At 72.0% G+C, this 25,141-nt stretch carries 27 protein-coding genes and 1 riboswitch; of the genes, 19 read left to right on the top strand and 8 right to left on the bottom strand.

The features are described 5' to 3' along the window. Nucleotides 1-4: 4 nt before the first annotated feature. The 3 genes from ABXJ56_RS05300 to ABXJ56_RS05290 are packed head-to-tail and all read left to right on the top strand — an operon-like array spanning nucleotide 5 to nucleotide 2,367. On the top strand, nucleotides 5-850 hold the full coding sequence (locus tag ABXJ56_RS05300) for an LssY C-terminal domain-containing protein (protein WP_353998672.1): 846 nt from the start codon (nucleotides 5-7) through the stop codon (nucleotides 848-850). Then, nucleotides 847-1,395, top strand: a complete 549-nt coding sequence (locus ABXJ56_RS05295; RefSeq protein ID WP_353998671.1) for a hypothetical protein — start codon at nucleotides 847-849, stop codon at nucleotides 1,393-1,395. The genes ABXJ56_RS05300 and ABXJ56_RS05295 overlap by 4 nt, the downstream gene beginning before the upstream one ends. 12 nt (nucleotides 1,396-1,407) lie before the next feature. After that, entirely contained in the window at nucleotides 1,408-2,367 is a 960-nt protein-coding gene (locus ABXJ56_RS05290; protein WP_353998670.1) for a DnaJ domain-containing protein, read from the top strand. A 32-nt stretch (nucleotides 2,368-2,399) separates the two neighbouring features. Here the strand turns inward: ABXJ56_RS05290 and ABXJ56_RS05285 are convergent, their stop codons facing one another. Next, nucleotides 2,400-3,824, bottom strand: a complete 1,425-nt coding sequence (locus tag ABXJ56_RS05285; RefSeq protein WP_353998669.1) for a D-alanyl-D-alanine carboxypeptidase family protein — start codon at nucleotides 3,822-3,824, stop codon at nucleotides 2,400-2,402. Between the two features lie 38 nt (nucleotides 3,825-3,862). Beyond that, nucleotides 3,863-3,972: riboswitch (TPP riboswitch) on the top strand. Between ABXJ56_RS05285 and ABXJ56_RS05280 the strand changes: the two genes are divergently transcribed. From ABXJ56_RS05280 to ABXJ56_RS05270, 3 genes are all read left to right on the top strand, one after another. Next, nucleotides 3,965-4,600, top strand: a complete 636-nt coding sequence (locus tag ABXJ56_RS05280; RefSeq protein ID WP_353998668.1) for an ECF transporter S component — start codon at nucleotides 3,965-3,967, stop codon at nucleotides 4,598-4,600. Its footprint overlaps the riboswitch before it by 8 nt. Nucleotides 4,601-4,611: 11 nt before the next feature. Continuing rightward, nucleotides 4,612-6,069 carry an ABC transporter ATP-binding protein gene (locus ABXJ56_RS05275; protein WP_353998667.1) on the top strand — a complete coding sequence of 486 codons (1,458 nt, stop codon included), beginning with the start codon at nucleotides 4,612-4,614 and terminating at the stop codon, nucleotides 6,067-6,069. 32 nt (nucleotides 6,070-6,101) lie between these two features. Continuing rightward, nucleotides 6,102-6,854, top strand: a complete 753-nt coding sequence (locus tag ABXJ56_RS05270; protein ID WP_301134015.1) for an energy-coupling factor transporter transmembrane component T family protein — start codon at nucleotides 6,102-6,104, stop codon at nucleotides 6,852-6,854. Between the two features lie 10 nt (nucleotides 6,855-6,864). Here the strand turns inward: ABXJ56_RS05270 and ABXJ56_RS05265 are convergent, their stop codons facing one another. Next, on the bottom strand, nucleotides 6,865-7,263 hold the full coding sequence (locus tag ABXJ56_RS05265) for an MmcQ/YjbR family DNA-binding protein (protein WP_301134006.1): 399 nt from the start codon (nucleotides 7,261-7,263) through the stop codon (nucleotides 6,865-6,867). A 116-nt stretch (nucleotides 7,264-7,379) separates the two neighbouring features. Here ABXJ56_RS05265 and ABXJ56_RS05260 point away from each other — a divergent pair, with 116 nt between their 5' ends. From ABXJ56_RS05260 to ABXJ56_RS05215, 10 genes are all read left to right on the top strand, one after another. Then, nucleotides 7,380-8,141 carry an SDR family NAD(P)-dependent oxidoreductase gene (locus ABXJ56_RS05260; protein ID WP_353998666.1) on the top strand — a complete coding sequence of 254 codons (762 nt, stop codon included), beginning with the start codon at nucleotides 7,380-7,382 and terminating at the stop codon, nucleotides 8,139-8,141. Further along, nucleotides 8,138-8,938 (top strand): enoyl-CoA hydratase/isomerase family protein, encoded by an 801-nt coding sequence (locus tag ABXJ56_RS05255; protein ID WP_353998665.1) that lies wholly within the window; start codon nucleotides 8,138-8,140, stop codon nucleotides 8,936-8,938. The genes ABXJ56_RS05260 and ABXJ56_RS05255 overlap by 4 nt, the downstream gene beginning before the upstream one ends. Then, nucleotides 8,935-9,798, top strand: a complete 864-nt coding sequence (locus tag ABXJ56_RS05250; protein WP_353998664.1) for an SDR family oxidoreductase — start codon at nucleotides 8,935-8,937, stop codon at nucleotides 9,796-9,798. The genes ABXJ56_RS05255 and ABXJ56_RS05250 overlap by 4 nt, the downstream gene beginning before the upstream one ends. A 168-nt stretch (nucleotides 9,799-9,966) precedes the next feature. Next, nucleotides 9,967-11,547 carry a peptide ABC transporter substrate-binding protein gene (locus tag ABXJ56_RS05245; protein WP_353998663.1) on the top strand — a complete coding sequence of 527 codons (1,581 nt, stop codon included), beginning with the start codon at nucleotides 9,967-9,969 and terminating at the stop codon, nucleotides 11,545-11,547. A gap of 65 nt (nucleotides 11,548-11,612) precedes the next feature. Beyond that, nucleotides 11,613-12,980: a M14 family zinc carboxypeptidase gene (locus tag ABXJ56_RS05240; protein ID WP_353998662.1), complete on the top strand. Its 1,368-nt coding sequence runs from the start codon at nucleotides 11,613-11,615 to the stop codon at nucleotides 12,978-12,980. After that, on the top strand, nucleotides 12,977-13,909 hold the full coding sequence (locus ABXJ56_RS05235) for an ABC transporter permease (RefSeq protein WP_353998661.1): 933 nt from the start codon (nucleotides 12,977-12,979) through the stop codon (nucleotides 13,907-13,909). The genes ABXJ56_RS05240 and ABXJ56_RS05235 overlap by 4 nt, the downstream gene beginning before the upstream one ends. Further along, nucleotides 13,902-14,798 (top strand): ABC transporter permease, encoded by an 897-nt coding sequence (locus tag ABXJ56_RS05230; protein ID WP_353998660.1) that lies wholly within the window; start codon nucleotides 13,902-13,904, stop codon nucleotides 14,796-14,798. Before ABXJ56_RS05235 ends, ABXJ56_RS05230 begins: the two co-directional genes overlap by 8 nt. Beyond that, nucleotides 14,795-16,207, top strand: coding sequence for a serine hydrolase domain-containing protein (locus ABXJ56_RS05225; protein ID WP_353998659.1), 1,413 nt, complete (start codon nucleotides 14,795-14,797; stop codon nucleotides 16,205-16,207). The genes ABXJ56_RS05230 and ABXJ56_RS05225 overlap by 4 nt, the downstream gene beginning before the upstream one ends. Further along, a complete protein-coding gene (locus tag ABXJ56_RS05220) occupies nucleotides 16,204-16,707 on the top strand; it encodes a GbsR/MarR family transcriptional regulator (protein WP_353998658.1) in 504 nt (167 codons plus the stop codon). The genes ABXJ56_RS05225 and ABXJ56_RS05220 overlap by 4 nt, the downstream gene beginning before the upstream one ends. Further along, nucleotides 16,704-18,347, top strand: coding sequence for an ABC transporter ATP-binding protein (locus tag ABXJ56_RS05215; RefSeq protein ID WP_353998657.1), 1,644 nt, complete (start codon nucleotides 16,704-16,706; stop codon nucleotides 18,345-18,347). The genes ABXJ56_RS05220 and ABXJ56_RS05215 overlap by 4 nt, the downstream gene beginning before the upstream one ends. Before the next feature lie 26 nt (nucleotides 18,348-18,373). Here ABXJ56_RS05215 and ABXJ56_RS05210 read toward each other — a convergent pair whose 3' ends face one another. From ABXJ56_RS05210 to ABXJ56_RS05190, 5 genes are read right to left on the bottom strand one after another with little or no spacing between them, the layout of a single operon-like run. Next, nucleotides 18,374-18,739 carry a hypothetical protein gene (locus ABXJ56_RS05210; RefSeq protein ID WP_353998656.1) on the bottom strand — a complete coding sequence of 122 codons (366 nt, stop codon included), beginning with the start codon at nucleotides 18,737-18,739 and terminating at the stop codon, nucleotides 18,374-18,376. Between the two features lie 34 nt (nucleotides 18,740-18,773). After that, nucleotides 18,774-19,595, bottom strand: a complete 822-nt coding sequence (locus ABXJ56_RS05205; protein ID WP_353998655.1) for a MerR family transcriptional regulator — start codon at nucleotides 19,593-19,595, stop codon at nucleotides 18,774-18,776. Between the two features lie 49 nt (nucleotides 19,596-19,644). Continuing rightward, nucleotides 19,645-20,283, bottom strand: a complete 639-nt coding sequence (locus ABXJ56_RS05200) for a LysE family translocator (RefSeq protein ID WP_353998654.1) — start codon at nucleotides 20,281-20,283, stop codon at nucleotides 19,645-19,647. Nucleotides 20,284-20,321: 38 nt separating this feature from the next. Next, a complete protein-coding gene (locus ABXJ56_RS05195) occupies nucleotides 20,322-21,185 on the bottom strand; it encodes a hypothetical protein (protein ID WP_353998653.1) in 864 nt (287 codons plus the stop codon). Nucleotide 21,186: 1 nt separating this feature from the next. Beyond that, complete coding sequence (locus ABXJ56_RS05190) at nucleotides 21,187-21,660, bottom strand: GNAT family N-acetyltransferase (RefSeq protein WP_353998652.1); 474 nt, start codon at nucleotides 21,658-21,660, stop codon at nucleotides 21,187-21,189. Between the two features lie 60 nt (nucleotides 21,661-21,720). Between ABXJ56_RS05190 and rlmN the strand changes: the two genes are divergently transcribed. Next, the gene (gene rlmN, locus ABXJ56_RS05185) at nucleotides 21,721-22,965 is read left to right on the top strand and encodes a 23S rRNA (adenine(2503)-C(2))-methyltransferase RlmN (protein ID WP_353998651.1); all 1,245 of its coding nucleotides are present in this window, start codon (nucleotides 21,721-21,723) and stop codon (nucleotides 22,963-22,965) included. Between the two features lie 30 nt (nucleotides 22,966-22,995). Here the strand turns inward: rlmN and ABXJ56_RS05180 are convergent, their stop codons facing one another. Then, nucleotides 22,996-23,388, bottom strand: a complete 393-nt coding sequence (locus tag ABXJ56_RS05180) for an NUDIX hydrolase (RefSeq protein WP_353998650.1) — start codon at nucleotides 23,386-23,388, stop codon at nucleotides 22,996-22,998. A gap of 33 nt (nucleotides 23,389-23,421) precedes the next feature. Here ABXJ56_RS05180 and ABXJ56_RS05175 point away from each other — a divergent pair, with 33 nt between their 5' ends. After that, nucleotides 23,422-24,903: an SDR family NAD(P)-dependent oxidoreductase gene (locus ABXJ56_RS05175; protein ID WP_353998649.1), complete on the top strand. Its 1,482-nt coding sequence runs from the start codon at nucleotides 23,422-23,424 to the stop codon at nucleotides 24,901-24,903. Continuing rightward, a complete protein-coding gene (locus ABXJ56_RS05170; protein WP_353998648.1) occupies nucleotides 24,897-25,124 on the top strand; it encodes a putative acetyltransferase in 228 nt (75 codons plus the stop codon). Before ABXJ56_RS05175 ends, ABXJ56_RS05170 begins: the two co-directional genes overlap by 7 nt. Nucleotides 25,125-25,141: the final 17 nt, after the last annotated feature.

Genomic DNA, 25,141 nt, shown 5'->3' with positions numbered 1-25,141 from the left:
GACGATGACCGCGCGCCGCCGCCGGACGTACTCGCTCGGCATCGCCGTCGACTGGTTCTTCTTCGTCTTCGCGGGCCTCGCCGCGGTGTGGCTGGCCTACCTGAGCTTCACCGAGTCGTTCCGGGTGGGGTGGTGGGGGCTTCCGTTCTTCATCGGGTTCTGGGTGCTGCTGGCCTATCTCGTGCTTCCGCGCCTGCACCGGATCCTCACGACCGTCTACGTGCCGGACTACTTCATCGGACGCACCCGCACGAGCGACGGCCTCCTCGGCGACCCGGTGAACCTCGCCCTCCTCGGCGAGGGGGCGCAGATCGAGCAGGCGATGCGGCGCGCCGGGTGGACGAAGGCCGACCCGGTCACTCTCGCGTCGTCCTGGCGCATCATCACCTCGACCCTCCGGCGGCGCAGCTACCACGAAGCACCGGTCAGCCCCCTGTTCCTCTTCGGCCGCCAGCAGGACTTCGCCTATCAGCAGGAGGTGGACGGCAACCCCGCCCAGCGGCACCACGTGCGCTTCTGGCGGTGCCCCGACGGCTGGCTCCTCCCCGGGGGGACGCGCGTGGACTGGCTTGCCGCCGGCACCTTCGACACCCGCGTGGGGCTTTCGCTGTTCACGCTCCAGGTCACGCACAAGATCGACGCGGACACGGATGTCGAGCGCGACCACATCGTCCGCACCGTGTCGGAGGCCGACGCGCGTGTGCGGGTGGACGTCATCGCCGACTTCGCCACCGGGTACCACTCCCGCAACGGCGGGGGAGACAGCATCCGCACCGACGGCGATCTGCCGATCATCGACGTCCGCGCGGTTACGGTCGCCCATCCCGCCGACGAGGAGGTGAAGTCGTGAACCCCGACCACGCGCACACGCACCACCACGCGCCGCACAAGCGGCCGGCATACGAGCCGGGGGCGCTGCTGCTCTCGCCCGTCCGCTACGACCCGGACATGCCGCGACCGGCCACGACCGTCGCGGGGAGTCTCCTGGTGCTCCTGCGTGTGATCGCCGGGGCGCTGATCCTGTGGGAGATCGCGCGGGAGTGGGACACGTTCCTCGCCGACGCGATCGCCGCCGACCCCTCGCTCGGCTCGCCGGACGTGAGGGCGATCCTCCTCGGGATGGTGCTCATCGGGGGGAGTACGTTCCTCCTCGTCGACGCCGTGCTCGGATTCCTGATCTATCGTGGCCATAACTGGCCGCGCGTGCTCGTCATGCTGTTCTCGGTCATCTCCATCAGCACCGTGTTCACCGCGTGGTGGGTGCGGGGCGAGGAGATCGCCCTGGACGGGACGTTCCTGTCGTTGAGCCTGGACATCCTGCTGCTGCTCGCGCTGTCGAGCCGCAGCGCGGCGGCCTACGCCCGCCGGAACGAGAGACGACCCGAGAACGACTGAGGAAGGAGCGGGATGTTCGACAGCCCGCTGTCGGCCTCCGCGTACGACGTGCTGGGGGTCGCCCCCGACGTCGACGACGACGCCCTCCGCAAGGCCTACCGCCTGCGACTGCGCCAGACCCACCCCGACACCGGCGGCGACGCCGCGACCTTCGTCCAGGTCCAGCGCGCATGGGAGCTGGTCGGGACCGCCGACGCCCGCGCGGCGTACGACCGCGGGCACGGCTTCGGCTCGAGCGCGGCGCCGGAGTGGTCGGATGCCGCGGGGTCGGCATCCGATGCCACCTCGTGGCGCGCCCCGCGAGCGGCCTCGCGGGACACCCGCCCGCGGGCCCGCTCGCACGGGCATCCCGGCGGCTGGCGCCGTGAGAGATACCTCGACCTCATGCGGGAGTGGGTCGGTCGCGGCGTTCCGCTGGAGGACCCGTACGACCCCGCGCTCGTGCGCACCGCGCCGCATCACCTCCGGCGGCTGCTCGCGGACGCGCTCGCGGAGGAGGCGACCGCCCGCATCGTCGCCGACCTCGGCATGGGCTACACCGTCTGGCACGACGTGATGGCCGAAGGGCGAGACGCCGGACCCGACGACAAGATCGACCACATCGTGCTGGGCCCGAGCGGGCTCTACGGGGTGCTGTCGGAGGACTTCGGCGGACCGGTCGGCTTCCGCCGCGGCGAGATCGTGGGCGACGGCGTGGTCGGCGCACCGGTCGCCGACCTCGTCGCGCGCGTGCGCGGGATGGGCCGCGCGGCGGGGGTGCGCTTCCGCGGCGCGATCGTCGTCCTCCCCGACGACGACCTCGACCAGGCGATCACCGAGCTCGGCAAGGTGCGCGGAGTACCCGTGGCGGTGGTGGCGCGCAGCGCCCTGTCGACGATCCTCCGGCGCGGACTCACCGGTGCCCGCGCGATGGGCGGCAACGAGGTCTTCGACGCCCGCACGCGGCTGCAGCAGCGCGTCCGCTTCGCCTGAGGCCGGACCCCCGACGGCGCGACCCGCCCGGGTCAGTCGGTGAGACCGAAGAGGTCGAGCGGGTGGGTGAGGCGCCACCACGCGCTCGGCGGCTCGATGTCTTCGGCCAGCCGCAGGTCGACCAGGTCGTCGTCGAGCGGACCGTCGACCGAGAGCGAGCCGACGACGTCGCCCGCGGTCCGCGCGTCGCCGAGGTCGTAGCGCGTCGAGACCGTGCCCGCCCCGCCGTTCCAGAGCACCACCGCCGCGTCGCTCGCGGTGACGATGGAGACCTCTTCGCCCCAGGCGGTGCGGACGAGGCCGGCGACGGTGTCGGCCGTGACCGACGGCTGGGGCTGCAGCTCCTGCTCGAGCCGGTCGTACAGGGCCCGGGAGGCCGCGACCCGCGCCGCGTCGTCGGGCTGTCCGAGGACGGCGGCATAGAGCCGGACGGTGGTGTCGCCCGCGACGACGTCCTTGGCGGACAGCACGTTCCACGCGTCGAGGGTTCCCGTCTTGATGCCGACCACGCCCGGGTCGGCGAGGAGCCCGTTGGTGTTCTCCACCCGCCCGGCGCCGGGGAGCTCGACCGCCTGCTTCGCGACGATCTCGGCGACGATCGGGTTCTCCATCGCCTTCTTCGCCAGGGGGATGAGGGCCTCGGCCGTGGCGGTGTTGCCGCCGTCGATGCCCGTCGGCTCGACGACGGTCACCCCGGGGATGCCGTGGGTGGAGAGCCACGAGCGCGCCGCCGACGCGAACACCTGGTCCGAGGGCCAGATCGTCGACGCGAGCCGCTCGGCGTAGTTGTTCGCCGAGCCCACGAGGATGCCCTCGAGCAGCTGATACTCGGTGAGCACCCCGTCGATCGGCACGTCGAGCGCGGACTCGCCGCGCGCGCGGTAGTCCCAGTACTCGAGCATGTCGGTGTAGCCGAAGCGGTACTCCGGCCCCTGCTCGCCGGCGGCGAGGGGCAGCTCGTCGAGGATCATCAGCGCCGTGACGACCTTGGTGATGCTGGCGATGGATGCCGGATCCAGCGACGACGCGAGCGTGCCGTCGATCCCCTCGACCGCGATCGCCGCCGACCCCACACCCGGCCAGGCGGGAGCTGCCGCGACCGAGGCGATGGGCTCGACCTGGATGGGGGCGACCTCGGGGGCCACCGCGTGCAGGGGCCACAGAAGGGTCGTGGCGGCGTACGCCCCGGCGAGGGCGGCGAACACCCCGACGGGGATGAGGACGCCCGGCCGCACGATCGAGCGGCGCGGGGCGTCGGCGAGGAGGTCGGGTTCGACCGGGACGAAGGGGGCGGATGCCGTGGCGAAGTCCGTCCGGGCGGCGGAGCCGGACACGCGCTCCGGGTCGACCCACGCGAGAGCCCCGGTCGGGGTCGCGCTCGCGACGGGGCTCACCGTCGAGGGGGCGGTCTCCCGGCGGGCGCGACGCGTCGTCGCCGGGGCCTCGTCCACGCTCACCCGGCCAAGATACCGCGCCCGGGCGCCGCTATACTCGAGCGCACAACCACGGGAGTCCGGTGAGCCGGGCTGAGAGGAAGCGATCCACGCTTCGACCGTCGAACCTGATCCGGATCATGCCGGCGCAGGGAGGAGCATCGATGTCTACATCCACGTCCACGTCCGTCCCCACCTCGACGCCGCCGCGGACCCACCGCTGGCGCGTCGTCGACATCGTCGTCGCCAGCGTCCTCGGCGTCGCGTGCGGCCTCGTCTTCCTGCTGTGGAACGTCGCCTACCGTGGTCCGAGCGCGTTCCTCGAGCCGCTGCTGCCGGGTCTGCAGGGCCTCCTCGACGGACCGTGGCTGTTCGCCGGCGTCCTCGGCGCGCTCATCATCCGCAAGCCCGGTGCGGCGGTGTACACCGAGCTCGTGGCAGCGGCGGTGTCGGCCCTCACGCTGGTCGGCAACACGTGGGGCGCGTTCCTCACCCTCGAGGCGGGACTCGTGCAGGGCATCGGCGCCGAGCTCATCTTCCTCGCCTTCTTCTACCGGCGCTGGACGCTGCCCGTCGCCGTGCTCGCGGGCATCGGGGCGGCGCTCCTCGGCGGCGTGAACAACCTCCTGCTCTGGTACGCCGGCGCCGACCTCACCTTCGTCCTGGTCTACCTCGCCAGCACGATGGTCTCGGGTGCCGTGATCGCCGGCGCGCTCTCGTGGGCGATCGCGCGCGGCCTCGCGGCCACCGGCGCTCTCGACCGGTTCGCGTCCGGTCGCGCGCACCGCACGCGCGTCTGAGCGTGTCGCGGATGCCGGGCGCCGCGGCCGCAGTGCGGGTGCGCGGATGGGGCTGGCGGCACGCGTCGCGACGTGCCTGGGCGGTGCGGGGACTGGACCTGCGGATCGAGCCGAGGGAGCGGGTGCTCCTCCTCGGCGCCTCGGGGGCGGGGAAGTCGACGCTCCTCCAGGGGCTTGCAGGCGTGCTCGGCGGCGCGGAGGAGGGTGAGTCCGAGGGCGAGCTGCTCCTCGACGGCGTCCCCGCCGATGCCGCGCGCGGGCGCGCGGGCCTGCTCCTGCAGGACCCCGATGCGCAGGTGATCCTCGCCCGGGTCGGCGACGACATCGCCTTCGGCTGCGAGAACCTCGGCATCCCGCACGACGAGATCTGGGCGCGCGTGCACGCGGCGCGGGAGGCCGTGGGTCTCGACGTGCCCCTCGACCGCCCGACCAAGGAGCTCTCCGGCGGTCAGAAGCAGCGGATGGCGCTCGCCGGCGTCCTCGCGATGCGGCCGGGGCTGATCCTGCTCGACGAACCCACCGCCAACCTCGACCCGCGCGGCGTCGCCGACGTGCGCGCGGCCGTCGGCGGGCTGCTCGACGCCCACCCCGCGACCCTCGTCGTCGTCGAGCACCGCGTGGAGGTCTGGCTTCCGCTGGTCACGCGCGTGATCGTCCTCGGCGCGGGCGGCGACGGGGTGATCGCCGACGGGACGCCCGACGAGGTCCTCGGCGCCGAGCGTGTGCGGCTGTCGGCGGCCGGCGTCTGGGTGCCGTCCTCCCCACCGCCGCACCCCGCTCCGCCGGCCACGGCGCCCGGAGACGTGCTCCTGCGCGCCCGCGACCTCGCGGTGCAGCGGGTGGCGGGAAACCCCGTCGCCTCCGGCGTCGACCTCGACGTGCGGGCGGGCGCGGCCCTCGCGATCACCGGAGCGAACGGGGCGGGGAAGTCGACCCTCGGCCTCACGCTCGCGGGGCTGATCGCTCCGGCATCCGGTCTCCTCGAGGCCTCGGACGCGCTCGCCGCCGGGGCCGGCCCCTCCCCGATCCGGTGGCGCTCGCGGCAGCTGCTGACGCGGATCGGCACGGTCTTCCAGGACCCCGAGCATCAGCTTCTGGAGCGCACGGTGCGCGCCGAGCTCGAGGTCGGGCCGCGTGCGCTCGGACAGGATGCCGCGGCGCGGGACGCCGTGGTCGACGAACTCCTCGCGCGGCTCCGGCTCGATCGCCTCGCCGCCGCCAACCCGTACACGCTCTCCGGCGGGGAGAAGCGACGCCTGACGGTGGCGGCCGCCCTCGCCACGGCGCCGCGGGTGCTGGTGCTGGACGAACCGACGTTCGGGCAGGACGCGCGGACGTGGGCGGAGATGGTCGCCCTGCTCGCGCGGCTGCGCGACGAGGGCTCGGCGATCGTGACGATCACGCACGACGCCGACGTGGTGCGCGCTCTCCGCGCCGAGCGCGTCGAGATCGGCGGAGGCGCCCGGTGACCCTGGCGCCGGACCGCGCGCGCACGAGCGCGATGGCGGGAGTGAACCCCGTGGCCAAGCTCGCCGCGACGATGGTGCTCACCGTTCCGCTCGTGCTGACGCTCGACGTCGTCTCGGCGGGCGCGGCCCTCCTCGTCGAGCTGCTGCTGATGCCCTGGGCGGGGCTCCGGTGGGGGGAGTTCTGGCGGCGGACGTGGCTCGTGTGGGCCCTCGCACCGCTCACGGGAGTGACGATCGCGCTGTACGGGCGGACGAGCGGTCAGGTCTACGTCGAGTGGCTCGCGGTCCGCGTCAGCGACGGTTCGCTCGAGCTCGCCCTCGCGACGACGCTGCGCGTGCTCGCCATCGCCCTGCCCTCGGTCGTGCTCTTCGCGAGCGTCGACCCCACCGACCTCGCCGACGGGCTGTCGCAGATCTGGCGGCTTCCGGCGCGATTCGTGCTCGGCGCGCTCGCGGGCCTGCGGATGGTCGGCCTCTTCCTCGACGACTGGCGCGCCCTCGAGCTGGCCCGCCGTGCGCGCGGCGTGGCCGACCGGGGGAGGCTCCGCCGCTTCCTCGGCATGGCGTTCGCGCTCCTCGTGCTGTCGATCCGCCGCGGCGCGAAGCTCGCCACCGCGATGGAGGCCCGCGGCTTCGGCGCTCCGGGACCGCGGACGTGGGCACGCATCTCGAGGTTCGGCGCGCGCGAGTGGGCGCTCATCGCCGTAGGGGCGGGGGTCGCCGTCGTCGCGGTCGCCGCGGCACTCGCCGCCGGGACGTGGAACTTCATCCTCGGTCCCGGCTGATCCCGCCTCGTCAGGCGGTCCTCGCGTCGAGTTCGCGGACGAGCCGCGCCGGCGCCGTACGGCGGAACGACGCGTCGAGGAGTTCGCCGATCTCGCCGGGCTCGGCATCCGCCAGGTCGATCGCGAGCCAGCCGCTCGGTCCGAGATAGGCGGGGACCCAGACGCGGGGGTCCTGCGCCAGCGCGGCCGCGTCGTCCGGGTCGGGGAGGAACAGGACCGCCTCGTCGTGGCGACGGGCCATGTCGGCCTTCGCCGCGCCCCCGTAGTAGCAGAAGACCTTCACGGTGAAGAAGGCGGGCCGGCCGTGGCTCACCTTCTCGGCGGCACCGGGGAGGGCGAGCGCGATCTCGCGCACCCGCGCGAGGGAAGGGTCATCCGGGTCGAACATGAGCGGATGGGGCTCGGCCATGCCGCCATCCTGGCACCGGACGGCGCCGCGGGCGACCCCGATTCCTCGTGAGACGCAGTCCCGCCTAAGCTGACATGTGATGTCGACGCCTCCGGGCGCAGTTCGAAGGAGAACGGATGGACCTCACCTCCGCCGCCGCCCTGGTCACCGGCGGTGCCAGCGGCCTGGGCCTTGCGACGGCCCGACGCCTCATCGCTGCGGGCGCCGCCGTCACCCTCGTCGACCTCCCGGGGTCTGCGGGCACCGCCGTCGCGGCGGAGATCGGCGCATCCTTCGCCGCGGCCGACGTCACCGATCCGGAGCAGGTCGCGGCCGCCGTGGCGCACGCGGGCGAAGCCGGCCCGCTGCGCGTCGTCGTCAACTGCGCGGGGATCGCCCCGCCCGCGAAGGTCCTCGATCGAGACGGCGTCCCCACCCCGATCGCCGACTTCGAGCGCCTCGTCCGCGTCAACCTCCTCGGCACCTACACCGTCATCGCGCACGGTGCCGCCGCGATGGCCCGTACCGTGCCGGACGACTCCGGCGATCGCGGCGTCATCATCAGCACCGCGAGCGTCGCCGCCTTCGACGGTCAGATCGGTCAGCCCGCATACGCTGCCAGCAAGGGCGGCGTCCACGCGATGACCCTCCCCATCGCCCGCGAGCTCGCCCGGCACGCGATCCGGGTGATGACCATCGCCCCCGGCATCATGGAGACGCCGATGCTTGCGGGGCTCCCGCAGCCGGCGCAGGACTCCCTCGGTCAGCAGGTGCCGTATCCCGCTCGACTCGGCTCGCCCGACGAGTACGCCCGCCTGGTCATGGCGATCGTCGACAACGGGTATCTCAACGGCGAGACGATCCGTCTCGACGGTGCGATCCGGATGGCCCCGAAATGAGCGCGCGGAGCACGGGCGCGAACCCGGACGACGCCTCCATCGTCGTCACGCGTGAGGGTGCGCTGGCGCGGGTGCGCTTCAACCGGCCGGCGTCGCTGAACGCGATGGGCTTCGCGATGGGGCGCCTCTGGCGCGACGTCGCGCGCGAGCTGACCGAGGACGACACGGTCGGCGCGATCCTCATCGAGGCGTCGGGACCGGCGTTCTGCGCCGGCGGCGATGTGCGCGAGATGGCCACCTCCGGCGCCGACGGCGCGGCGGTGACCGAGACCGCGCACGTCATCCACGACGGCATCCGCGCGTTCGTGGAATCGTCGGTGCCCGTCGTCGCGGCCGTGCAGGGGGCGGTCGCCGGCGGGGGCCTCGGCCTCATGCTGGCGGCGGACTACATCGTGGCATCCGAGGGTGCGCGCTTCGTCAGCAAGTACGCCGAGATAGGCCTCACCCCCGACCTCGGGGTCTCCACCCTCCTCCCCGCCGCGATCGGTCAGCGCCGGGCCCTGCGGATGCTGCTGCAGGACGTGACGATCGACGCGGCCACGGCCCTCGACTGGGGGCTCGTGACGGAGGTCGTCCCGTCGGCCGACGTCGCGGCGCGCGCGCTCGCCGTCGCCGAGAGCTGGCTGACGGGTGCGATGGGCGCGTACGGTCAGGCCAAGCGGCTCGTCCGTGCGGGGGCGGAGCGCGACTTCGCCGCCAACCTCGCCGACGAGGCCGCGACCATCGGCGCACGATTCGACACCCCGGAGGCGGCCGCGCGCATCCGGGCCTTCGCCTCCGGAAAGGACGCCCGATGACCGAGAACACCTCCCCGACCGCCACCGATCGGAAGACCCTCGCCGGCAAGACCGTGCTCCTGTCCGGTGGCAGCCGCGGCATCGGTCTCGCGATCGCGCTGCGTGCCGCCCGCGACGGTGCGAACGTCGCGATCCTCGCGAAGACCGACACGCCGCATCCGAAGCTCGAGGGGACCGTGCACACCGCTGCCGAGCAGATCCGCGCGGCGGGCGGCAACGCCCTCCCGATCGTCGGCGACGTCCGCAACGACGACGATGTGACCCAGGCCGTGCTCATGACCCAGGGCGAGTTCGGGGGCATCGACGTCGTCGTCAACAACGCCTCCGTCATCGACCTGTCGGGAACCGAGGCGCTGTCGATGAAGAAGTACGACCTGATGCAGGACGTCAACGTGCGCGGGACGTTCCTGCTCTCGCGCGCGGCTCTGCCGATGCTGAAGGATGCCGAGAATCCGCACGTCCTCTCGCTCTCGCCGCCGCTGAACCTCTCTCCGAAGTGGCTCGGCGCCCACACCGGCTACACGCTGGCGAAGTACGGGATGACGATGGCGACGCTCGGGATCGGGGCGGAGTTCGCCTCCGCCGGCATCGCCGCGAACACCCTGTGGCCCCGGACGACGATCGCGACGGCCGCCGTCCAGTTCTCCCTCGGCGGCGACCGGATGATGAAGGTCAGTCGCACGCCGGAGATCTATGCCGATGCCGCCTACGAGGTGGTCACGCGCCCGGCGTCGTCGTGCACCGGCCGGACGCTCATCGTCGAGGACGTGCTCGAAGAGGCGGGCGTCACCGACTTCTCGCGATACGCCGCCGTCCCCGGAACTCCCGACGACGCGATGTTCCCTGACATCTTCCTCTGAGCGCGGGCCCGTGAGATGCGCGCCGTGGATATCGCGGCGCGCATTTCGTGATCGTTAAGCTTTCATTTCGTACTGAAAGTTCTGAGAGATCAGGCCCTACGCTCGGGTCCACGCGGCGCCACGGTTTCCCCCCGGACCGTGCCGCCGCGTCACACCCGAGAGGACCCCATGAGGAAAAGGATCCTGGTCGCCGCCCTCGCCGCGACCGCGCTGACGCTCTCCGCCTGCTCCGCGTCCAGCACCCCTGACGCCGCCGACGACACCCTGGCGATCCGTGTCGCCTCGACCGACCCGCAGCTGATCATCCCCGGGCGTCAGTCGGTCGCGTTCGACGTCAACATGGCCGTCTGGGCGCCGCTGGCCTTCCTGCAGTCCGACGGCGCGCTCGACATGGTCCAGGCCGAGTCGATCGAGTCCGAGGATGCCGTCACCTGGACGATCACGCTCCGTGACGGCTGGACGTTCCAGGACGGCACGCCGGTGACCGCGCAGAGCTACGTGGACAGCTGGAACGCTGTGGCCTACGGTCCGAACGCGTTCGAGAACTCCGGACAGCTCGCCAACATCGTCGGGTTCTCCGACCTGAACCCCGCCGAGGGCGAGCCCACCACCACCGAGATGTCGGGCCTCACGGTGCTCGACGACCTCACCTTCACGGTGGAGCTCTCCGGCCCCGACGGGCAGTTCCCCCTTCAGGTCACCCAGGCCCAGACCGCGATGTTCCCGATGCCGGAATCGGCGTTCGAGGATTTCGACGCGTACAACTCCTTCCCCGTCGGCAACGGCCCGTTCGCGTTCACCGAGCAGTACGTCGAGAACGAGCCGATCGTCCTGGAGGCCTGGGAGGACTACCCGGGCGAGGCGCCCACGGTCGACCAGATCACCTTCGTCCCCTACACCGACTCCGAGACGGCCTACCTGGACGTCCAGGCCGGCAACCTCGACGTCGCGGGTGTCCCGGCATCCAAGCTGACGCAGGCGGGAGCCGACTTCGGCGACCGGCTCTACTCGTTCGAGGCGCCCGGCATCTCGTTCCTGGGGCTGCCGCTGTGGAACGAGCAGTACGACGACATCCGCGTCCGACAGGCCATCTCGATGGCGATCGACCGCGAGACGATCAGCACCGTCATCTACGGCGACACCTACACCCCGGCGACCGCGTGGACGCCGGCGATCGAGCCGGGCACGCCCGCCGGCATCTGCGGCGAGTTCTGCGAGTACGACCCCGAGGCCGCCCAGGCGCTCCTTGAGGAGGCGGGTGGTTTCGAGGGCCCGCTGGAGATCTACTTCCCGGGCGGCGGCGGACTCGACCCGCTCTACGAGGCGATCGCGAACCAGCTGCGCCAGAACCTCGGCATCGACGCGACGATCCGTCCCAGCGCCGACTGGGCGGAGTTCCTGCAGAACCGCACGGAGGCGAACGTCTCCGGTCCGTTCTTCTCCCGCTGGGGTGCGCTGTACCCCAGCCAGCAGGCGACGCTGCGGGTGTTCTTCATCGAGGGCGGCGGGTGCGCGAACTGCATCCCGTACTACACCCCCGAGATCGCCGAGGCGATGGCGGCCGCCGATGCCGACCTCTCCGGAGACGGCAGCGCGTACGCCGATGTCCAGGAGATCATCCAGGCGAACTTCCCCGCCGTGCCGCTGTTCTTCGAGACGTACTCCTACGTCACCTCCGACCGGGTCTCCGACCTGCCGAGCTCGCCGGTCGGGAACCCGACCTACCGGCTGATCGGTCTGGCGGACTGACCCTCCCGGGGGTGCGCCCTTCCCCCCGGCGGCGCACCCCCGGCCTTCCCACCATGACGAGCCCCATGTCACCTGCGTCTCCCCACGTCCGTCGCGCTCTTCCGACGTTGGCGACGATCCCCCCGATCGACACCTTCCCCGGTGTCGACGACCTGCTCCAGCGGGCCGACGACCTCGCCGACCGCATCGGCGCGACCCGGCACGTCATCGGACGCGCCCGCAGCGGCGCCGAGATCCCCGCCTACACGGTCGGCGCCGGAGCGACCCGCGTCGTCGTGGTGGGCGGCGTCCACCCCAATGAACCGATCGGCTTCCACTCCGTCCTGGTCCTGCTCGGCCTCCTCGCGGAGCGGGATCCCGCGCTTCCCGACGCGACCTGGCACATCGTCCCGTGCATCGATCCGGACGGCGCACGCCTGAACGAGTCGTGGTTCGCCGCACCCGCCGACCGCGGGTCGTACTTCCGGGGCTTCTACCGCCCGGCACCGGCGGAGCAGGTGGAATGGTCCTTCCCCTTCGAGCATGAGGGCGTCCGCTTCGACGCCCCGATCCCCGAGACCCGGGCCCTGATGGCGCTGCTCGACGAGGTGCGTCCCGACGTCTTCATGGGTCTGCACAACGCCGAGCTCGGCGGCGTCTACTACTACCTGAACCGCGACGAGCCGGACCTCGTCGCCGACCTCGGCGCCCTCCCCGCCCAGCTCGGGCTCTTCCTCGACGTCGGCGAGCCGGAATCGGCGGAGCTCGATCGCCTCGGGCCGGGCGTCTTCCGCGCACCCCTCACGCGGGAGCGCCACGACTACCTGCGCGGCCTCGGGATCGACCCGTCCACCGAGACCGGAGGCGCGGGCACCGCCGACTACCTCGAGCCCCACGGCACCCTCACCGTCGTCGCCGAGCTGCCGTACTGGACGCATCCGGATGCCGCGGACGAGCGCGGATCGGGCCGGGACTACGGCGACGTCCTCGTCGCCAAGGCCGCCGCGCTCACCGACCTCCACGACGATCTCGACGGTCTGTGGAATCGAGCCGCGCCGTACCTCCGCGCCGACACCCCCTTCCGTCGGGCGACGGACGCCTTCGTCCCGGTGATGGGTGCGCTGGGCGCCGCCGAGGCGGTGCGCGCGTCGGATCCCGCCCACCGCCGCGAGGCGACCGTCGCGGAGGTCTTCGGCAACGAGGAGGTCGTGACGATGTTCCGCCTGCGCTTCGGGGGGATCCTCCGTCGCGCCCTGCACGCCGAGGCGGCGACGCCGGACGCGGACCCCGCGGTGCGCGCCCTCGCCGCGGAGGTGGAGGACCGGTTCGCGGGGTGGATGGACGCGCTCGCGGCGCGCCCCGGCATCCGTCCGCTTCCGACCGAGCGGCTCGTCGCCGTTCAGCTCGGCGCGCTGCTCGTGACCGTGTCCCGCGAGACGGAGCGGCTCGCATGAGGGTCGCGCGGGTCGTGGCGGGGCGGGTCGGCGAGCTCGCGATCGTCTTTCTCGGGGTCACCTTCCTGATCTACGCCGCGGTGTGGGCGCTCCCGGGCGACCCGATCGCGGCGCTGGGCGGCGACCGGCCGCTGCCGCCGAACGTCGTGGCGGAGCTTCGCGAGCGGTTCCACCTCGACGAACCCCTGTGGCAGCAGTACCTCCGCTACCTCGGCGGCCTGTTCACCGGCGATCTCGGGACCGCGTTCGACGGCCGCCCCGTCGCCGAGCGCATGGCCTCACGGTGGCCGGTGACGATCACGCTGGCCCTCACCGCCTGGGTGATCGAGGTCGTCCTCGGGGTGCTGCTCGGCCTGTGGGCGGGCCTGCGGAAAGACACCGCCATCGACCGGACCATCCTCTTCGGCACGATCCTGGCCACCTCCATCCCGATCTTCGTCGTCGGTGTCACCGTGCAGCTGGTGTTCGGTCTGCAGCTCGGGTGGGCGCCGATCGCGGGGACGGATGCCGGGTGGCCGGTCGCCTACCTCCTGCCGGCCCTCGTGATCGCGGTGTTCGGTCTCGCCTCCATCGCGCGACTGATGCGCGGGAGCGTCATCGACTCGATGGAGTCGGACTTCGTCCGGACGCTCCGGGCGAAGGGGATCCCGCGCTCGCGCATCGTGGGGGTGCACGTGACGCGGAACTCGGTCGCGCCCGTGCTGACCTTCGTCGCGATCGACCTGGGGTTCCTGCTCGGGGGCGCCGTGGTGATCGAGGGCATCTTCAACCTTCCGGGGATCGGTCAGCTGCTCTTCTCGGCGATCCGCACGCAGGAGGGACCGACGGTGGTGGGCGTGGCGACCACCCTCATCCTCATCTTCCTTGCGCTGAACGTCCTCGTGGACATCATCAACTCCGCCCTCGATCCGAGGATCCGCCATGACTGAGACCGCCGTGTCCATCACGCACCTGCCCGAGGTCACCGCGCGCCGCGGGGTCTGGCCGGCCCTGCGGCGGCGTCCGCTGTTCTGGATCTCCCTCGTCCTCCTGGCGGTCCTCGCGCTGATCGCCCTCGTGCCGCAGGTGTTCGCCGGCCTGTTCGGACAGCCCGACCCGCGGGCCTGCTTCCTGGCCGACAGTGCGCAGCCGCCGAGCCCGGAACACGTCTTCGGCACCGATCTGCAGGGCTGCGACATCTACGCCAACGTCATCTACGGCACGAGCAGCTCGCTGTTCATCGGACTCGTCACGACCGCGCTGGCGCTGTCGGTCGCGATGGTCGTCGGCACGATCGCGGGCTACTACGGCGGGATCGCCGACACGGTCGTCTCGCGCCTGACCGACATCTTCCTCGGCTTCCCCTTCATCCTCGGCGCCATCATCGTGCTCAACAGTGTTGGAACCCCGACGCCGGCCGTGGTGGCACTGGTGCTGGCCGCCTTCAGCTGGCCGACCCTCGCGCGGCTCGTCCGCGGGTCGGTGCGCGCGGTCCGTCCCACCGACTACGTCCAGGCGGCCCGCGCCCTCGGGATCGGGGATGCCGGCATCCTGTGGCGACACGTGCTGCCCAACGCGATCGGCCCGGTGCTGGCGATCACCGCGACGATGGTGGGCAGCGTCATCGTCGCGGAGGCGACCCTCACCTTCCTCGGCGTCGGTCTCCGGTCGCCGTCGATCTCGTGGGGCCTGCAGCTGGCGAACGCCCAGTCGTACTTCGCGGGATCGCCGCACATGCTGCTGTTCCCCGCCCTCTTCCTCAGCGTGACGGTGCTCGCGCTCATCACCCTCGGAGACATCCTCCGCGATGCCCTGGATCCGAAAGGACGCACCTCGTGACCGACCCCTCCCCCTCCGTGCGCGACGCCGTCGCGCGCGCGGCCGACTACATCGCCACCTGGTGGGCCTTTCAGGGAGCCCAGCGTGCGGTGCCCGGCATCCAGGCCGCCATCCGTCTGCGCGGCGAGCTCGTGCTCGACTTCGCCTGGGGGGTGTCTGACGTCGAGACGGGTGCGCCCGTGACGAGCGAGTCCCTCTTCCGCATCGCGTCGCACTCGAAGACCTTCACCGCCACGGCCGTCATGCAGCTGGTGGAGGACGGCGCGCTGCGGCTGGACGATCCGGTGGTGCAGTGGATCCCGGAGCTCGCCGACACGCCCCTGTCGGCGGTGTCGGTGCGCGAGCTCCTCGGACACCAGGCGGGCGTCATCCGTGACGGTGTCGACGCCGACTACTGGCAGCGGGGCGCGGACTTCCCGGATCGCGAACGACTTCTCAGGATCTGCCGCGAGGAGGGGCGGATCGCCGGGGCGAACGAGTACTTCAAGTACTCCAACATCGGCTACTCGCTCCTGGGGCTGGTCATCGAGGCGGCATCCGGTCGCAGCTACCGCGACTACACCGACCAGCGGATCGTCGCGCCGCTCGGGCTGACCCGCACCGGAGCGGAGTGGGATGCCGCCCGCGCGGACGACTACGCGGCCGGACACACCGGTCTCATCGCGGCGGACGACCGTCGGCGCCGCATCACCCACGTCGACACCCGGGCGATGGCCGCCGCCACCGGGTGGTACTCCACCGCCGCCGAGGTGTCGGACTACCTCTCCGCCCACGCCGAGGGCGACACCCGCCTTCTGAGCGACGCGAGCAAGCGTCTGCTCCATCGCCGGGAGTCCACGGTGCCGATCGGTGAGATCACCCGCCACTACGGGCTGGGGTTCGAGCTGCGCGAGATCGACGGGCACGACCTCGTCGGCCACTCCGGCGGCTACCCCGGGCACATCACCCGGACCTGGCTGGATCCCGAGACCGGGATCGTGGTGAGCGTGCTCACCAACGCGATCGACGGTCCGGCCGACACCCTCGCCACCGGAGCGCTGCGGCTGCTGCGTGCGGCGGTCGACACGGCCGACGCGGACGCCCGTATCGCCGACATCACGGGTCGGTACGCGAGCCTGTGGTCGGTGCTCGACCTCGTCGACCTCGGCGGGCAGACGGTGGGGCTCTACCCCGGCTCGCCCGACCCCGCGGGACTGGTGGAGCCGATCACCGCGACGGACGGCATCCTGCGGCTGGAGGCCAAGCCCGGCTTCGGCGCGGTGGGCGAAGAGGTCCGGGTCGCGCGCGACGACGCGGGTCTGGTGGAATCGATCGTGTGGAGCGGGATGACGATGTGGCCGATCGACCGCTTCCGCGCGGCTCTGCAGACCGCGCAGCCGGGCGACGTGCTCGAGAGGATGTCGCTGTGACCGACCTGCCCCTCACCGACCTCGACGAGGCCACGCGCGCGTTCATCGAGGACTTCGCGTACGCCTGGGGTGCCGCCGGCAATCCGCGCATGGACGGGCGCGTGCTGGGCCTCCTGCTCATCGTGGACCGTCCGTACCTCTCATCGGCCCAGATCGCCGACCTCCTGAAGGCCAGCACCGGGGCGGTGTCGATGTCGACGCGGGCGCTGATGAACCTCGGCTTCATCAAGCACCACTCCGTGCCGGGGGACCGCAGCCACTACTTCCGCACCGAGGAGGATGTCTGGGGGAGCTTCCTGGCGGGGGAGCGCGACTACCTCAGCCGCATCTCCTCGACGATCGAATTCGGTCTGGACACCCTGCCCGACGGCGCCGAGCACCCGCGGACGAGGCTGAACACCGCGCGACGGTACATGACGTGGCTCGCCAGCTACCACCGGAAGATGCTCGCGGACTGGCAGGCCTACCGCGACTCTCCGGACGAGGACGAGACGGCATGACCGATACGCTCCTCCAGGTCCGCGACCTCCGGGTGGACTTCCGGGTCGGCGGGGAGAGCGTGCCCGCCGTGCAGGGCGTGTCCTTCGCCGTCGCTCGCGGCGAAGTCGTCGCGCTCGTCGGCGAATCGGGGTCCGGCAAGAGCGTCACCGCCCTGAGCCTCGTCGGCCTCCTCCCCGACTCCGCGGTCGTGACCGGCTCCGCGCGGCTGGATGACGAGGAACTCCTGTCAATGAGCGAGCGGGAGCGCAACGGGATCCGCGGATCCCGCGTCGCCGTCATCTTCCAGGACCCCGCGGGGGCGCTGGACCCGGTCTTCCCCGTCGGATCGCAGATCGAGGAGACGCTGCGCGTCCACCGGCCGGAGCTCTCCCGCGCGGAGCGTCGGGCCCGGGCGGTCGAGCTGCTCGAGATGGTCGAGATCGATCAGCCGGAGCGGCGGCTGGCGAGCTACCCACACCAGCTCTCCGGCGGGCAGGCTCAGCGCGTGATGATCGCCATGGCCCTGTCCTGCGATCCGGAGCTCCTCATCGCCGACGAGCCCACGACGGCGCTCGATGTGACCGTCCAGAGGGAGATCCTCGACGTCGTCCGACGCCTGCAGAAGCGCACGGGGGCGGCGATCCTCCTCATCACGCACGACATGGGGGTGGTCGCCGACCTCGCCGATCGTGTGGTGGTGATGCGCCGCGGGCAGGTGGAGGAGACAGCTCCCGTGCAGGAGCTGTTCGACGCGCCCCGCGCGGACTACACGCGCACGCTCCTCGAGGCCGTTCCCCGGATCGGCGCTCCGGCCCGCCCGGCTCCGACGGCGCAGGGAGCCCCGGTCCTCCAGATCGAGGACCTCGGCGTGGTCTACGGGCGGGGCGCACGCGCGGTGACCGCGGTCGACGGCGTGTCCGTGACGATCGGTGAGGGGGAGATCGTCGCCCTCGTGGGCGAGTCGGGATCGGGCAAGTCGACGATCGGCCGATGCGCGCTCGGGCTCACCCCGATCACGGCCGGACGCGTCCTCGTCGACGGCGTCGATCTCGCCCGCGCTCGCGGTCGGGCGGCGCGACGCGTGAAGGGGGCGGTCGGGTTCGTGTTCCAGAACTCCCTCGCCGCCCTCGATCCGCGCATGAGCGTCGGGGCCTCGATCGCCGAGCCTCTGCGCGCCCACGGCGGATTGCGGGGCGCCGCGCTCGACGCCCGGGTGACCGAGCTCCTCGCCGCCGTCGAGCTGCCGGCATCCTGGGAGCGGCGCTACCCGCACGAGCTCTCGGGCGGCCAGCGGCAGCGTGTGGCGATCGCGCGCGCGATCGCGCTGCGTCCTCGGCTGCTCATCGCCGACGAGCCCACGAGCGCACTCGATGTGTCCGTCCAGGCGACCGTCCTGGAGCTTCTGCGCGACCTGCAGCGGGACCTGCGCTTCGCGTGCCTGTTCATCAGCCACGATCTGGCCGTCGTCGACGAGCTGTGCGATCGGGTCGTCGTGCTCCACCGCGGCCGCATCGTCGAGGAGGGTGAGCGACGCGCGGTCCTCACCGCGCCCACCGACACCTATACGCGGACGCTGCTCGCCGCCGTCCCCGTCCCGGACCCGCGCGAGCAGGCGGCCCGCCGTGCCCGGTGGGAGAAGGAGCGGCTCAGGGCCTCGTGAGGGACGGTCTCTCCGTGGTGTGACGGTCAGGGAGCGATGATCAGTTCGGTGATCGCGCCGTCGCGGACCGTGAACCGGAAGACCAGGTCGGCGACGCCTCCCGGAAAGTCGCCTTCCAGGCGTGCGAAGACGTCCCACCGTCCGTCGTCACCGGAGCGCTGGCCGCGGAGCGTCGTCGTGTAGGTGTACTCGGAAGCGGCGGTGGTGAGCCACCCGCGGATCGCATCGGTCCCCACGTACGTCTCGCCTTCGTCCGTGACGGCGGCGGTGTCGGCGAAGGCGGCGAGCGCGCCCGCCCGGTCGCCGAGGTCGATCGTGGCGTGCAGGTAGAGCGCGACAGCCGGCGGAATCGCGGCGGCTTCGAAGGGTGCGGGGTCATCGAGTCGTGTCATGACAGACAGCGTGATCCTTCCCCCCGGGGGAAGGTCAACGAGAAAGACGGAACACCGGCCAGCCGATCTCCGTAATGGATCGATCGTCGATGCCGGGGAAGCCGGAGAGGTACGTCTCGCGCACGGGTCCGGCCGTGGCCATCTCGTGTCGCGCGACGTGTTCGCCGATCGCGGCGTAGACCGCGGGGACGCCCTCGTCCGCACCGTCGTGGACGGCGACGGCCAGCTCGACGGCGGGCAGGGTGATGACGCGTGCATCCTCGGACAGGACGCTCTGGTCGAAGCCCGGGCCGACCGTCAGGAACACCGTGGCGGAGCCGTACTCGTCGGAGAACAGCTCATCGGACCACACTCCGCCGAACGCGCCGATGGTGGCGGGATCGCTCTTCCGGGCGATCTGCTGCAGCGACGCGATCGACGAACGGAACCAGCCGCTGAGCGCGGAGCGGGCGATCGTGGCCTCCACGGCGACGACCGTCGTCTCAGGGACACTGCGGTACGTGACCGTCGCAGACGACTGCGGGGGCTCCAGGAGTGCCCTCAGGCTCTCCACCGATCGCCGGGTCTCGGCGAGCTTCTGCTCCATCGCCGCAAGGTGGTCGCGCATGAGCTCCGCGCGTGCGTCGACGTCTCGTGCCGCGGTGATCCGGCGCACGGTGTCGAGGGGTACTTCGAGATCGCGGAGCGTCCGGACGATCCGCGCGTCCGCGATCTGGTCCGGCGCGTACCAGCGGTAGCCGGTGCGCTCGTCGATCACCGCAGGCACCAGCAGATCCGTCTCGTGGTAGAGCCGCAGTGCCTTGGCGCTCAGCCGCACCGCGCGCGAGAAGTCGCCGATCGTCATGAGCTCCGCCACGCCGCGATTATGCCGGACCGTCATTCCCGCGCGCGCGGCCATCGCCGGCTCAGTGGGTCGACCCGCTGAAGAGCAGGACCCCGCCGAGGCCGATCATCATGCCCCCGCCGGTGGCGGAGAGGGTCGCCAGCCGCTTCGGTGAGCGACCGAACCAGGTGCGGGCCGCGGCGGCCGCGAGGGCCCACGCGCCGTCGGAGATAAGGGCGAGCGCGAAGAACACCAGGCCGAGCTCGATCATCTGGAGGGGAACGGCTCCGGCCTCCAGGTCGACGAACTGGGGGAGCACGGCGACGAAGAACGCGATGCTCTTCGGGTTCGTGACCCCGACGACGAAGCCGGCGCCCAGCTGACGCCACGCCGATCCCGCAGCCGGGGTGGTGTCCGCGCCGCCGGCGGCGCGGTTCCGATGACGGATCGCCTGGATGCCGAGATAGGCCAGGTAGAGCGCCCCGACGATCTTCACGGCGGTGAAGAGGATCGCCGAGCGTGCGACGATCCCGCCCACGCCCAGCGCCACCAGGCCGATGATCGGCAGGAGGCCGAGGGCGTTCCCGAGGACGCTCAGCAGGCCGCCGATGCGTCCGAGCGCCAGGGCGCGACCGATCGTGAAGAGCACGCTCGGGCCGGGGATGACGATGAGCACGAGGGCGGCGAGCGTGAACGCGAGGAGGTTCTCCAGGGGCACCACGGGAGCAGGCTACTGCCTCGCTGCTCCGGTGATGCGCGCTACGGCGTCGCCGCGGAGAGCGGTGCGAGCACGACCTCGACGTTGTCGTCGGCGCGCCACCAGAAGCCGACCGCATCCGTCTCGGTCATCCCCTCGGGGCGGGCGTCGACGGGGATGTCGGACGCCGGGATCACGACGAGCAGCGCATCCCGCCGATGCGCTTCCTCCGGCAGGCAGGTGCCGCGTGTGCCGGCTGCGAGTTCGACGACGAGGCAAAGCTCGTCGGTGTCGGCGCGGGCCCGCCAGAGCTGTCCGGAGTAGTAGCGACCCGCGGGGGTGATCCATTCGCTGCCGCGGTCTCCGGGCAGTGCGGGCGGAATCAAAGTGGCGGTGTTGCCGGTGATGTCGCTCAACCGGCCGTCGAGGGGAACGGTGAACAGTGTGGTGGCGGCGGGAGCGCCGAGGAACGCGTCCGCGTCGCGGGCGGCGTCCTCGATCGCGCGCAACTCGGTGTGGTCGGCACCGGGGAGCGTCTCGCCGAGGAGCGGGGCGAGGAACAGCGCCGACAGGGTCACGGCCGCGGCGCCGCCGACGAGGGCCGCGGCGAGGCGCGCGGGGTGGCCGGTCGTGCGCTCCGGCGGGGGTGGCTGGGCATCCGGCCCCGGCTCCTGTCGCCACGGCTCGCCCGGCTCGGATTCACGGGCCGCGAGTGTACGCGGCTCGGTCGCTCGTGGCTCCGGTCGCCTCGAAGCGGGGGCCTCCTCGCGAGGCGAGGTCTCGTGTGCAGCCCCGCGCTCCACGCGACTGCGCGTCTCGAGCTCGATCAGCCGCGCCTGAGCGACGGGGTCGTCGTCGAGGCCGCCGCCCGCGCCCCACGCGCGCCGACGCAGGGCGTCGAGTTCGCGGCGGGAGGCGGCATCCATGTCAGTCCGTCAGGCGCTTCCGGAGGAACACCTGCTCGATGCCGTCGTCTCCCGGCACGCGCTGGGTCTCGACGTAGCCCTCCCGCTCGTACAGGCGCAGGTTGGCCTCGCTGAGCGAGCCGGTGAAGAGCTCGGCCTCCGTGGCGCCGGCCGCGCGACCACGGGTCTCGACGGCGTCGAGCAGGGTCGTGCCGATCCCGCGGCCCTGCTGGTCGGGGGCGATCGCGATCCGGCCGATGAGGAGGAGATCGCCGTCCCGGCGGGCGCGGACGACCCCCACCATGCGAGGCCCGTCGAGGGCGACGCAGCCCAGGTTCTCCTCCAGCTCCGCGCGCAGCTCCTCGAGGGTCTGCGTCAGCGGCGGCATATCGACCGAGCGGTAGATCAGCGCCTCCTGCACGAACGCGGCGCGTTGGAGGGTCAGCGCCTCACCGGCGTCGTCGGGGGTGATGTCGCGCACCGTGATCTGGCCCATGGCTCCACGGTAGTGCCGCGCACACGGGCGGCGGCCAGGCCGGTCCCGTACCCTCGGAGGATGAGCACTCCGCCCCCCGTGCGCCGCACCGAGCCGCGACAGGTCCGCCCGCGCACCGAGGGCTGGTCCCAGAAGAAGGACGACGAGGGTCGGCCGCTGCTGCAGTTCGCCAGCCCCAAGCGCGGCAAGCCGCCCGTCCACCTGGCCGACCTCACTCCCGAAGAGCGCGTCGCCAAGGTGAAGGAGCTGGGGCTTCCCGGCTTCCGCGCGGGCCAGCTGGAGAAGCACTACTTCACCCACTACACCCACGACCCCGCCGCGATGACCGATCTCCCGGCGGAGGGGCGCGAGGATCTGGTCCACGGGATGTTGCCCCCTCTGCTGACGGAGGTGCGGCGCCTGGAGACCGACCGCGGCGACACCATCAAGTTCCTGTGGAAGCTGCACGACGGCGCCCTCGTGGAGTCGGTGCTCATGCGCTACCCGGGCCGGATCACGCTGTGCGTGTCGAGCCAGGCCGGGTGCGGCATGAACTGCCCCTTCTGCGCGACCGGGCAGGCGGGGCTCACCCGCAACATGTCAGCGGCCGAGATCGTCGAGCAGATCGTGCGGGCCAATGCCCTCATCGCCGCGGGCGGCCTGGGCGGCAAGAAGCGGGACGACCACAGCGCGGAGCGCGTGAGCAACATCGTGTTCATGGGGATGGGCGAGCCGCTGGCGAACTACGCCCGGGTCATGCAGGCGGTGCGGGTCATGGTGGACAAGAAGCACGGGCTCGGGATGAGCGCGCGCGGCATCACCGTGTCGACCGTCGGTCTCGTTCCGGCGATCCGGAAGCTCTCCGCCGAGGACATCCCGGTCACGTTCGCGCTGTCGCTCCACGCGCCCGACGACCAGCTGCGCGACGAGCTCATCCCGGTCAATTCCCGCTGGAAGGTCGACGAGGCGCTGGATGCCGCGCGCGAGTACTTCGACAAGACGGGCCGTCGTGTGTCGATCGAGTACGCGCTGATCAAGGACATGAACGACCACGGCTGGCGCGCCGACCTCCTCGCCGAGAAGCTCAACGCCCGCGGACGCGGGTGGGTGCACGTGAATCCGATTCCGCTGAACCCGACGCCCGGATCGGTGTGGACGGCGTCGGAGCGCGATGTGCAGAACGAGTTCGTCCGCCGGCTGAACGATGCCGGCATCCCGACCACGCTCCGCGACACCCGCGGCAAGGAGATCGACGGAGCGTGCGGTCAGCTCGTCGCCACCACCGAGGACGAGGCAGCGGCCGAGGCGACGCCGACCGAGAGCTGACGCTTCTCCTGCGGCGGCCGAGGGCACCGCCTACGGCAGGAAGTGCTCGCGCGCGAGCGGAGCGACCTCGAGGCCCTCAGCGTCGACGCGCGACACCCAGCGGAGCTCTTCAATCTCGGCACCGATCACCGGATGCTGTGCTCCGATGTCGGCCGCGAACACGTCGGCCACCACGACGAACCCCGGCTCGTTGGCGGCGGCCGCCTCGTAGCGACCGAGCGGCCGCAGAGCCGAGGGATCGAGGCGCAGCCCGAGCTCCTCGCCCAGCTCGCGTGACAGGGTCTCGGCCGGGGTCTCGCCCGGCTCGGGCTTGCCGCCCGGTTGCATGAACGCCGTCGTACCCGCCTTGCGAACGAGCAGCAGACGGGCCTCCGCATCGACGATCACGGCCGCGGACACGTGGATGCGGCGGAGAGAGGTCACTGTCGCACGCTAACAGGCGACGTAGAATCACCTGTGCCCGACGAGACCCCAGCCCCCACCGTCCTGGAGCCCTCCGGCATCGATCCCGACGACCTCGCGGCCACCCTGCGGGTGCTCGACGGGATGGCCGGACTCGACGAGACGCATCCCGATTTCGTCGCCGTGCGCCAGGCTACGGCCAAGATGTTCAAGGCCGTCAAGCGCGTCCGGCGCCGCGAGATCCGGCAGGCCATCGCCCGGGCGGACCGCGACGTGGTCGCGGCGACAGCCACGGGAGCGCCCGACCGCATCGACGACGAGACCCGCGGCATCCCGATCTCGGCGGCGACGAGCGCGCCGACGGCGGGGACTCTGCGCAAGGCGCGCCCCTGCTACATCTGCAAGCAGCCGTACACCCTCGTCGACGCGTTCTACCACCAGCTCTGCCCGTCGTGCGCGGCGATGAGTCACGCGAAGCGCGACGCGCGCACCGACCTCACCGGCAAGCGGGCGCTGCTCACCGGCGGCCGCGCGAAGATCGGCATGTACATCGCCCTGCGTCTGCTGCGCGATGGGGCGCACACGACGATCACGACGCGATTCCCGCGGGATGCCGTGCGCCGGTTCCGCAGTCTCCCCGACGCCCCCGAGTGGATCGACCGTCTCAAGATCGTCGGCATCGATCTGCGCGACCCCGCCCAGGTGATCGGACTCGCCGACGACGTCGCGGCAGCCGGCACCCTCGACATCCTCATCAACAACGCCACCCAGACCGTCCGTCGCTCGCCGGGCGCGTACCAGCCGCTCGTGGAGGCCGAGCTCGCGCCGCTCCCGGACGGGCCGCTCCCCGCGCTCGTGACGTTCGGCCACACGAACGACCGGCATCCGCAGGCGCTCGAGCGCTCCGTGACCGCGCATCCCATCCTCGCGGCGGCCGCCGAACGCGCCGACGCGCTCACCGAGCAGGCGATGGCGGCCGGGTCGAGCTCGCTCGAACGACTCGCCGCGGGCACCGCGATCGACGCGGGCGGGCTCATCCCCGATCTCCACGACGTGAACTCGTGGACCCAGCGCGTCGAAGAGGTCGATCCGCTCGAGATGCTCGAGGTGCAGCTCGCCAACACGACGGCGCCGTTCCTGCTCGTCTCGAAGCTGCGGCCGTCGCTGGCGGCGAGCCCCGCGCGCCGCACCTACATCGTGAACGTCAGCGCGATGGAGGGCGTCTTCGGTCGCGGATACAAGGGCCCCGGGCATCCGCATACGAACATGGCCAAGGCCGCGGTCAACATGCTCACCCGCACGAGCGCGCGCGAGATGTTCGAGTCCGACGGCATCCTGATGACGAGCGTCGACACCGGCTGGATCACCGACGAACGTCCCCACCCGACGAAGGTGCGCCTCGCCGAAGAGGGATTCCACGCTCCACTGGACCTCGTGGACGGCGCCGCCCGCGTGTACGACCCGATCGTCCGCGGAGAGTCGGGCGAAGACCTGTTCGGCGTCTTCCTTAAGGACTACGCGCGGGGCTCGTGGTGAGGCTCCCCGAGCCCGGCCGTCGCGTCGTCGTGCGCTACCTGCTCCCGTCCGGGCAGGCGACCGACGCCCTCGGCGAACTGCTCGGCGCCGACGCCGAGACGGTGGTGGTCGACGGAAAGCGCGGGATCGAGCGCATCGCCGTGGCCGACATCATCGCCGCAAAGGAGGTGCCGCCCGGCCCGCCGCCGCGTGCGCGCCGGGGCTCGAGCGGAAGCGGCTGACCGCAAGGAACCGGCAC

It is taken from the genome of Microbacterium aurantiacum, assembly GCF_040532595.1.
Classification (GTDB): domain Bacteria; phylum Actinomycetota; class Actinomycetes; order Actinomycetales; family Microbacteriaceae; genus Microbacterium; species Microbacterium chocolatum_B.
Note: the sequence above shows the minus strand (reverse complement) of the source record. Positions and strands in the feature narration are given on the sequence as shown.